Origin of the sequence: Nocardioides sp. (assembly GCF_050699375.1) — a bacterium.
Lineage (GTDB): Bacteria > Actinomycetota > Actinomycetes > Propionibacteriales > Nocardioidaceae > Nocardioides.
Map to the genome: position 1 here is coordinate 1 of NZ_JBOHDN010000301.1, position 8,114 is coordinate 8,114.

An 8,114-nucleotide genomic window follows, 5' to 3' on the forward strand; every position below is an offset into this window, starting at 1 on the left:
TGTGGGTGCTGTGGACCGACTACTTCAAGCCCCCGCACTTCGAGAAGTACCCCCAGCTCCACACCCTCGTCAACGAGGCCACCAAGCTCGCCGGCGCCTCCGGCACCAAGGGCACCCTCGACGTCGAGGTCGCCGACCAGCTCCTCGCCAAGATCGACGAGATCGCCGAGATCTTCTGGGCGACCAAGAAAGCCTGAGGCACGAAGGCCGACTTGCGAGAAGCCAGATCACGGCGCCAGCCGGGATCTGAAGACAAGAAGGCCTGAGGCACGGACGCCCCCGTACGCCGCAGCCGCTCCGTTCCACGGAGCGGCTGCGGTGCGTTAACGGCACGGCAGGACCGATCTCGTTGCATAATCATCGAGACACCCATCAGAAGGATTGACAACCCAGATGCCCCAGGTCGAGCTGCGCCTTCCCGCAGAAGGTGCCTACGTCTCCGTGCTGCGTACGACGACCGCCGCGCTCGCCGCGCGCCTCGACTTCACCCTCGAGGACATCGAGGACCTGCGGATGGCGGTCAGCGAGGCTGCCGCGATCTGCCTGGAGTGTGCCGCGCAGGCCGCCGACCTGGACGTCGTCTTCGATCTCGGTGACCGCACGATCGGGGTCACCGTGACCACCACTTGCGACGCCGAGGCCGAGATCGACGAGGAGAGCTTCGCCTGGCAGGTGCTCACCTCGCTGGCGAAGGACGTCACCGCCGCCCCGGAGGGTGACCGGCTCCGGATATCGCTGGTCGCGGGAGCGACCCCGCTGGGAGCCGCGCGCTGACATGGCGCAGGAGGCGATCCGGGCGTCGCGATCAAGGAGCACAGGCGGGGTGGAGGCGGCCCGCACACGCTCCCGCGAGCTCTTCACCGACCTCGCCGGTCCGGACCTGACCGATGCCGAGCGCACCGATGCCCGCGAGGAGCTCGTCCACCTGAACATGGCGCTCGTGGAGTACTGCGCCTCGCAGTTCTACGGCCGCGGCGAGCCGCACGAGGACCTGGTCCAGGTCGGTGTCGTCGGTCTCCTCAACGCCGTGGACCGCTACGACCTCGCTCGCGACGTCGAGTTCTCGACGTACGCCGTGCCCACCATCATCGGCGAGATCAAGCGCTACTTCCGCGACAGCCGATGGGCCATCAGTGTCCCGCGCCGCCTGCGCGACCTCCAGCAGAACCTGCGCGAGGCCACTGCCGACCTCTCCCAGGAGCTCGGCCGCTCCCCCACGCCCCGCGACCTCGCGACCCGCCTCGGCGTCAGCGTCGAGACCGTCATCGAGGGTCTGGAGTCCAGCAACGCGTACGCAGCGCTGTCCCTCGACTCCGAGAGCGATGAGACCGCGCCGATGCTCGACTCGCTGACCGCGCACGACCTGCGTCTGGACGACGTCGAGGTGCGGGAATCCATCAAGCCGGTGCTCGACAGCCTCTCCGCTCACGAGAAGCAGGTCCTGATGCTGAAGTTCTTCCGCAACCGGACCCAGACCGAGATCGCCGCCGAGCTGGGCGTCTCCCAGATGCAGGTCTCCCGGCTGCTCAACCGCTCCCTCGCCCAGCTCCGCAAGGCGCTGGAGGAGGATTAGCCCTCTTCGAGCGCGGCGATGCTCGGCGGCGCGAAGATGCCGGCGAGGGCGACGACCGCGACCGCCGCGAGCCCGCCGGCCAGAGCGAGATCGTCGCGGAGGTTCCAGGCCAGGCCGAGCACGATGAGCTGGACGAGGACCAGCGGCGCGCGGGACCAGGACTCCAGGCGCCAGAGCATGTAGACGCACCAGCCGATCCCGGCCCCGCAGAGCAGGAAGAAGATGCCGCCCGCGATGGCGGTCGTGAGCGACGCCGCGCCCGGGATGCGTACGAAATCCAGGACGCTCCAGACCAGCATGGCCGTGGCTTCGAGTCCGGCGGCGACGACGGTGAGCAGGAGGGTCCAGGGGCGGTTCGCGGTCACCGCAACAGCCTAGAACCCGCTCCCTGGCTCAGAAAATCCGCGAGAGCATACACCACGGAATAATGCGGTAACTCACCGCGTTACCGATTTGTCTAGCCCCAGGCAGACTGAGTGTTACGGTCCGGTGACGAAGCAGACACTGGTTAGGGGTTGTCTCGGCGTCCATTTCTTGGAACGCTAGGGCCAGTACGCACGTGAAGACATTCACACATCCCCGTCCACGTGCCCATTCGCAGGGTCTCGAACCACTAAGGCCTTGCCCACCTACGTCAGAAAGAGGGTCTACCCAGCCATGGATTGGCGCCACCGTTCGGCTTGTCTCGACGAAGACCCGGAACTGTTCTTCCCCATCGGAAACACCGGTCCGGCCATCTTGCAGATCGAGGAAGCCAAGCAGGTCTGCCGGCGTTGCGACGTCCGGGAGCAGTGTCTTCAGTGGGCTCTCGAGGCCGGTCAGGACCACGGCGTGTGGGGTGGACTGAGCGAGGACGAGCGTCGTGCGCTGAAGCGCCGCAACGCCCGCTCGCGTGTCCGCACCGCCGTCTGACCACTTCAGAGAGCGTCCCTCTGCGAGTCCCCCACCCGCAGAGTCCGCACAAGGCCCACAAGGAGCCCGCAAGGGCTCATGCAGAGGTCCGAACTAGAGATTCAACGGCAGCTCGACCGCAGCTCTCGCCCCATCGCCGTCAGGCCGGGGCCCCAACGAGAGCCGGCCGCCGAGCTCGCCTTCGACGAGAGTCTTGACGATCGACAGCCCCAGGTTCGTCGAGGTATCGAGACTGAACCCGTCGGGTAGTCCATGACCATCGTCCTCGATGGTGACCTGGAGATACCCGGCGGGTTGCTGTCGTACGGACATCTCGATCTTTCCCGTCTCGGGGGCGTCCTGACCACCGCCCTGGCCGCCGGATTCGCGGTAGCCGTGCTCGACGGCGTTCTGCAGCAGCTCGGTGATGACCATCGCCATCGGCGTGGCCACCTCCGAAGGCAGCGGCCCGAACGAGCCGTCGCGGCGCACCCGCACCGGGACGCCTACCGAGGTGACCTCCCCGACCATCGTGGCGAGCCGGTCGGCGATCTCGTCGAACTCGACCGTCTCCTCGACGGCCTGCTGGGAGAGGATCTCGTGCACCAGCGCGATCGATCCGACCCGGCGTACGGCCTCGTTCAGGGCGTCCTGTGCCACGCCGGAGTCGACGCGGCGCGACTGCATCCGAAGCAGCGCGGCGACGGTTTGTAGATTGTTCTTGACCCGGTGGTGGATCTCGCGGATCGTCGCGTCCTTGGTGACGAGCTCACGATCGCGCCGACGCAGGTCGGTGACGTCGCGCAGCAGCACCAGCGCGCCGATCGCCTCGCCGCGCGGCCGCAGCGGGATCGAGCGCATGATGATCGCCATCCCACCGGTGTCGATCTCGGTGTCGCGATGCGCCCGCCCACCGAGCACCGCACTCAACGTCTCCTCGTCGGGACGCTTTCGCGGCGGCACCAGCGCACGGGTCATCCCGGCCAGCGACTGGCCGGCGAGGTCACCGGAGAGCCCCAGGCGCCGGAAGACCGAGAGGGCGTTGGGGCTGGCGTAGTCGACGACGCCGTCGGCGTCCACCCGCACGAACCCGTCCCCCACCCGAGGGGTGTCGGCGTGGTCGCTGCGCTGGCCGACCGCCGGGAAATAGCCGTTGGCAACCATCTGGGTCAGGTCGTTGGCAGTCTGCAGGTAGGACAGCTCGAGCTTGGACGGCGTGCGTACGCCGAGCAGGTTGGTGTTGCGGCTGAGCACCGCGATGATGCGGCCCGCGCGGCGTACGGGAATGGTCTCGACACGCACCGGAAGATCGTCGCGCCACTCCGGGTCGCCCTCGCGCACCAGCCTGCCGGCGTCGACAGCGTCATCGAGGGTGGCGTGGCGGCCCTTCGGGACGAACATGCCGACGATGTCGTCGACGTACGCCGTCGGACCCGTCGTCGGCCGCATCTGACCGGCGGCCCAGAAGCCGTTGCCCGACTTGTCGGGCAGCCACAGCACGAGGTCGGCGAAGGAGAGATCAGCCAGGATCTGCCAGTCGGCCATGAGCAGCTGGAGCCATCCGACATCCTCGTTGTCGAGGTCGGTGTGGCTCTGGGCAAGCTCACTCATGGTGGGCACGTCGACAGCGTAGATGTAGACCTTGGTAGGGCATTGCGCGGGTCGGATGTCCACGCGCTGCCGGGTTTGGCAGGATGGCCCCCATGTCGGAGGCGTACTGGCGAGAGGTTCACTCGACCGGTCTCGCCGTACCCGCCGACCGGCCCCTCGGCGATCTCACCATCGAGCTCACCCGGATGCTCGGCGACCCGGATCCAGACGTACGCAGCGGGCTGGCCGTCCCGGCCCTGTCGACGTGGATCCAGCGCGGCGTCTACGACGACCTGCTCGCGGGCCTGGGCGACGGCATGGCCGCCGGTCTCGTGGTCGGGCTCGGCGACTCCGGCAACAACGGGGTCTTCCGCCGTGCCTCCTCGGTCGAGGCCCTGGCCCAGTGCATCGACCGCGACAACGCCCGATCGCTGGTGCCCGCGGGCAAGGTGCTGGAGTGGGGCGACCGGATCGCCACCTGGCTGCTGCGGGAGCGCGACCTGCGCGCCTTCGTTCCCGAGCGCGGCTGGGCGCACGCGGTCGCCCGAGGCGCCGACGCGCTCGGCATCCTGGCCGGCTCCGTGCACCTCGGCAAGCCCGAGCTGACGGTCATCCTCGACGTCGTCGCCGACCGGGTGCTGGCCCGGGGCGACACGATCTACACCCATGGCGAGCCCGACCGGCTGGCTGCCGCCACGATGTCGGTGCTGCGCCGCAACCTGGTCCCGCTCAACATCATGGAGCCGTGGATCAACCGGATCGTCACCGTCGCCACGGCCACCCCCGAGACACCCGACCGCGACCCATTCCTGGTCACCGGCAACGCCGAGACCTTCCTCCGCGCGCTCTACATCCAGCTCGCGCTCAGCAACGAGATCCCCCAGATCCGCGGCGACCTGCTGCTGGTCGTCGTCGCGGCCCTGAAGCGGTCCAACAGCTCCTACCTCAGCTGAGCCCGAGGCTCGACCGGGTGGGGCGAATTTCACGTCCCCCCGCCGGGTTTGAGAGACTGTTCCGAGGCCCCTCGGGGTCACGTACCCCAATGGAGGAGAACATCATGGGCAAGACCGGCCGCAAGCGGCGCGCTCGCCGCAAGAAGGGCGCGAACCACGGCAAGCGTCCCAACGCCTGACCAGCCGTCCTTACAACAAGAGCCCCAGCCGATCGGCTGGGGCTCTCGTTGTAAGAGATCGCGCAGCCAGCGCGCCCGTATCGCGGCGCGTAGCAGGCGGCCCTACCTGCGCGATCTCCAAGGGAGGTCGTACGTCACGATTCGGTTCGGAGCGCCTGGATCTGCACCATGATCTTCGCGCGCAGGTCGCCCGGAGCGACCTCGGCGCACGAGCGTGCGACAACCGCCTTGACGATCCGCTGCTGGTCGTAGGTCTCCAGGCAGGGGGTGCAGCTCTGCAGGTGCTGCTTGACCTCAGCGACGTCGGCCGCGCCGAGCTCGTTGTCGATCAGGAAGACGATCTGCTCGAGGAAGTCAGCGCACTCGGTGGCCGACGCTTCATGTTTGTGAGGGCTCATGACGCACCTCCACGAGCGCCGGTGAGATCGTTCGTGCGTACGTAGTCGGAGAGAAGATCGCGCAGCTGGCGCCGTCCGCGGTGCAGCCTCGACATGACGGTGCCGATCGGGGTTTCCATGATCTCGGCGATCTCCTTGTAGGCGAATCCCTCGACGTCGGCGAGGTAGACCGCAAGCCGGAACTCCTCGGGAAGACGCTGAAGCGCGTCCTTCACCTGGGAGTCGGGCAGATGCTCGAGCGCCTCCATCTCGGCCGACTTCAGGCCGGTCGAGCTGTGCGACTCGGCCCGCGCCAGCTGCCAGTCCTCGACGTCCTCGGACATCGACTGCTGTGGCTGCCGCTGCTTCTTGCGGTAGGTGTTGATGAAGGTGTTGGTCAGGATGCGGTAGAGCCAAGCCTTGAGGTTGGTGCCGGGCCTGAACTGGTGGAAGGAGGAGTACGCCTTGGCGAACGTCTCCTGCACCAGGTCCTCCGCGTCGGACGGGTTGCGGGTCATCCGCATCGCCGCCGAGTAGAGCTGGTCGAGGAAGGGCAGGGCGTCCCGCTCGAAGCGCAGGGCGCGCTCCTCGGGCGTCTCGGTCGCCAGGTCGACGACCTCTGGGGCCTCCGCCTCGGCTGCCTCGGGGTCGAGGTAGTCCGCGCTTCGCGTGGTTACTCCCTCGCTCGGCGCGGTCGGACGAGCAAGCTCGCCGCTCGACCTCGCTCCGGTCGTCTCCTTGTTGTCGCTCATCACGTCCCAGGGTACGCGCGTGAGCATGGGCGCGCTCATCGGCGACACGTACGCCGCGGGGCGCTCGAGCAATGTGGTCATGATCGTTGAACGCCGCGGTGACGGCCATCCATTCCCACAGCCGGCGTGAGGAAGCGCCAGCTGCCACTTGCCGGGCGTAGGCCGCGCTAGGGGCATCTCGAAAATACGCTGTCCAGGCTCGGCGCGGCTCCACTAGCCTTCTCGCGCGGTGGCTCGTGCTCGGGTTCGGATGCCGATCCCGTCACGATCCCCTGGAATCCAAGTGACTGCGGGAGGGCAGATGCATGGGGATGACCATCCCTGGGGAGCTGGACTTCGTTCTCGACCTGCTGGGCTATGAGTGGCCGAATGTCGATGAGGATGCGGTTCGTGATGCCGCGCAGCTGGTGCGTGGGCTGGAGACGGATCTGCGGAGCACTCTCGACGATCTCGAGATCCGGGTCAACGAGCTCGGTGATGGTGCCAAGGCCCAGTCGACGAACGCGTTGATCAGGGCGTGGACCGAGAACCGTACGGCCAACATGGACCGGGTCCTCGATGCTCTGCCTGGGGTGGCGTCCGGGATCGATGTCGCGGCTGATGCGATCGTGGCGTTGAAGGTGAAGGTGATCGCGGAGCTGACGATCACGGCCGCGCAGATCGCGGCGGCGGCCGCGACCGCGGTGGTCACCGCGGGTCTCAGTGTGGCCGGTAACGCGGCGTTGATCGCTGTGCGGAAGAAGGCGCTCGATATCGCTACCGACATGGCGATGGAGGAGCTGATCGGGCAGGTGGCGTCCATGGTGATCGAGCCGTTGACCGGCACGATCACCGAGGCTGCGATGTCGATCGCGTCGGCTCCGTTGGTGACCGATGGTGACGCGACCGCGGCGACCGAGCTCAGCTATGACCTGATGGAGCAGATCGCCACGGCTCTCAACGACTGCGGGGCTGATCAGTTCGAGGTGTGCACCACCTTCGCAGCCGAAGTGTCCTCCCTGCCCCTCTTCGCTTCCTAGGAGACCGCAATGGCCAAGAAGATGGATGACGTCGTCGGGGAGTTCGTCGACGCGCTGACCAAGAGCGCCGGCGACGTCGCGCATTCGATGAAGAAGAACGCCGACGATGTCGCCGACGGGGTCCGCAAGCACGCCGAGGCTCGTAAGGACCTGGACGGTGACATGGCCGGCACCTCGGGGTCGGGCCGGACCGGGAGCACGGACGGGGTGCCCGGCAACCGGGAGAACACCGACCGTGACGGCGCCCGGACGCCGACTGAATGTGGTGACCCGGTCGATGTCGCCACCGGTGCGGTCTTCCTGCAGCAGACCGACCTCACCCTCCCGGGGGACCTTCCGCTGATCCTGGTCCGCAAGCACTCCAGCGACTGGACCTACGGCCACTGGTTCGGTACGTCGTGGTCCTCGACGTTCGACGAGCGGGTCGACGTACACACCGATCTGGTCGGGCGGCGCTCGGCGGTCGTGGTGGCCGCGGACACCCGGGCGCACGTGTTCAAGAACTTCGAGGTCGGCGAGCAGGCGCGGCCGGTCGCCGGGGGTACGACACGGCTGCTGGTCACCGAGGACGGCGACTACAGCGTGCTCGACACGGCCACCGGCGAGACCCGCCACTTCGGGCCCCCGGTTGCCGGAAGAGCCTGGCTCACCTCCATCACCAACGCCACGGGTGACTGGATCCGGTTCGCCCGCGACGAGCAAGGCGTCCCGGCGGAGGTCACCCACAGCGCCGGATACCGGGTCCAGGTCACCACCGCGGGCCAGCGGGTCACCGGCCTG

12 protein-coding genes are annotated in these 8,114 nt (G+C 67.8%); 8 read left to right on the top strand and 4 right to left on the bottom strand.

What is annotated here, in order from left to right:
- From ACRDPS_RS21495 to ACRDPS_RS21505, 3 genes are all read left to right on the top strand, one after another.
- Positions 1-197, top strand: a 197-nt coding sequence (locus tag ACRDPS_RS21495; RefSeq protein ID WP_431503704.1) for a superoxide dismutase [Ni], incomplete at its 5' end; no start/stop codon positions are given.
- 196 nt (positions 198-393) lie between these two features.
- On the top strand, positions 394-774 hold the full coding sequence (locus tag ACRDPS_RS21500; protein ID WP_431503705.1) for an anti-sigma factor: 381 nt from the start codon (positions 394-396) through the stop codon (positions 772-774).
- Between the two features lie 49 nt (positions 775-823).
- On the top strand, positions 824-1,573 hold the full coding sequence (locus ACRDPS_RS21505; RefSeq protein WP_431503706.1) for a SigB/SigF/SigG family RNA polymerase sigma factor: 750 nt from the start codon (positions 824-826) through the stop codon (positions 1,571-1,573).
- On the opposite strand, the gene ACRDPS_RS21510 is transcribed toward ACRDPS_RS21505, so the two are convergent.
- Complete coding sequence (locus ACRDPS_RS21510) at positions 1,570-1,938, bottom strand: hypothetical protein (protein ID WP_431503707.1); 369 nt, start codon at positions 1,936-1,938, stop codon at positions 1,570-1,572. The two genes, ACRDPS_RS21505 and ACRDPS_RS21510, sit on opposite strands and share 4 nt — an antisense overlap.
- A gap of 292 nt (positions 1,939-2,230) precedes the next feature.
- Between ACRDPS_RS21510 and ACRDPS_RS21515 the strand changes: the two genes are divergently transcribed.
- Complete coding sequence (locus ACRDPS_RS21515; protein WP_008362075.1) at positions 2,231-2,485, top strand: WhiB family transcriptional regulator; 255 nt, start codon at positions 2,231-2,233, stop codon at positions 2,483-2,485.
- 93 nt (positions 2,486-2,578) lie between these two features.
- Here the strand turns inward: ACRDPS_RS21515 and ACRDPS_RS21520 are convergent, their stop codons facing one another.
- A complete protein-coding gene (locus ACRDPS_RS21520; RefSeq protein ID WP_431503712.1) occupies positions 2,579-4,075 on the bottom strand; it encodes a sensor histidine kinase in 1,497 nt (498 codons plus the stop codon).
- Between the two features lie 92 nt (positions 4,076-4,167).
- Between ACRDPS_RS21520 and ACRDPS_RS21525 the strand changes: the two genes are divergently transcribed.
- Positions 4,168-5,007: a DUF2785 domain-containing protein gene (locus ACRDPS_RS21525; RefSeq protein ID WP_431503708.1), complete on the top strand. Its 840-nt coding sequence runs from the start codon at positions 4,168-4,170 to the stop codon at positions 5,005-5,007.
- Positions 5,008-5,111: 104 nt separating this feature from the next.
- A complete protein-coding gene (locus ACRDPS_RS21530; RefSeq protein WP_369797015.1) occupies positions 5,112-5,186 on the top strand; it encodes a 50S ribosomal protein bL37 in 75 nt (24 codons plus the stop codon).
- A gap of 134 nt (positions 5,187-5,320) precedes the next feature.
- Here the strand turns inward: ACRDPS_RS21530 and rsrA are convergent, their stop codons facing one another.
- Positions 5,321-5,584 (bottom strand): mycothiol system anti-sigma-R factor, encoded by a 264-nt coding sequence (rsrA, locus tag ACRDPS_RS21535; protein ID WP_431503709.1) that lies wholly within the window; start codon positions 5,582-5,584, stop codon positions 5,321-5,323.
- Entirely contained in the window at positions 5,581-6,171 is a 591-nt protein-coding gene (locus ACRDPS_RS21540) for a sigma-70 family RNA polymerase sigma factor (protein ID WP_431503713.1), read from the bottom strand. The genes rsrA and ACRDPS_RS21540 overlap by 4 nt, the downstream gene beginning before the upstream one ends.
- Before the next feature lie 455 nt (positions 6,172-6,626).
- Here ACRDPS_RS21540 and ACRDPS_RS21545 point away from each other — a divergent pair, with 455 nt between their 5' ends.
- Positions 6,627-7,334 (top strand): hypothetical protein, encoded by a 708-nt coding sequence (locus ACRDPS_RS21545; RefSeq protein WP_431503710.1) that lies wholly within the window; start codon positions 6,627-6,629, stop codon positions 7,332-7,334.
- A gap of 9 nt (positions 7,335-7,343) precedes the next feature.
- A partial coding sequence (locus tag ACRDPS_RS21550) for a DUF6531 domain-containing protein (protein ID WP_431503711.1) occupies positions 7,344-8,114 on the top strand: 771 nt, incomplete at its 3' end.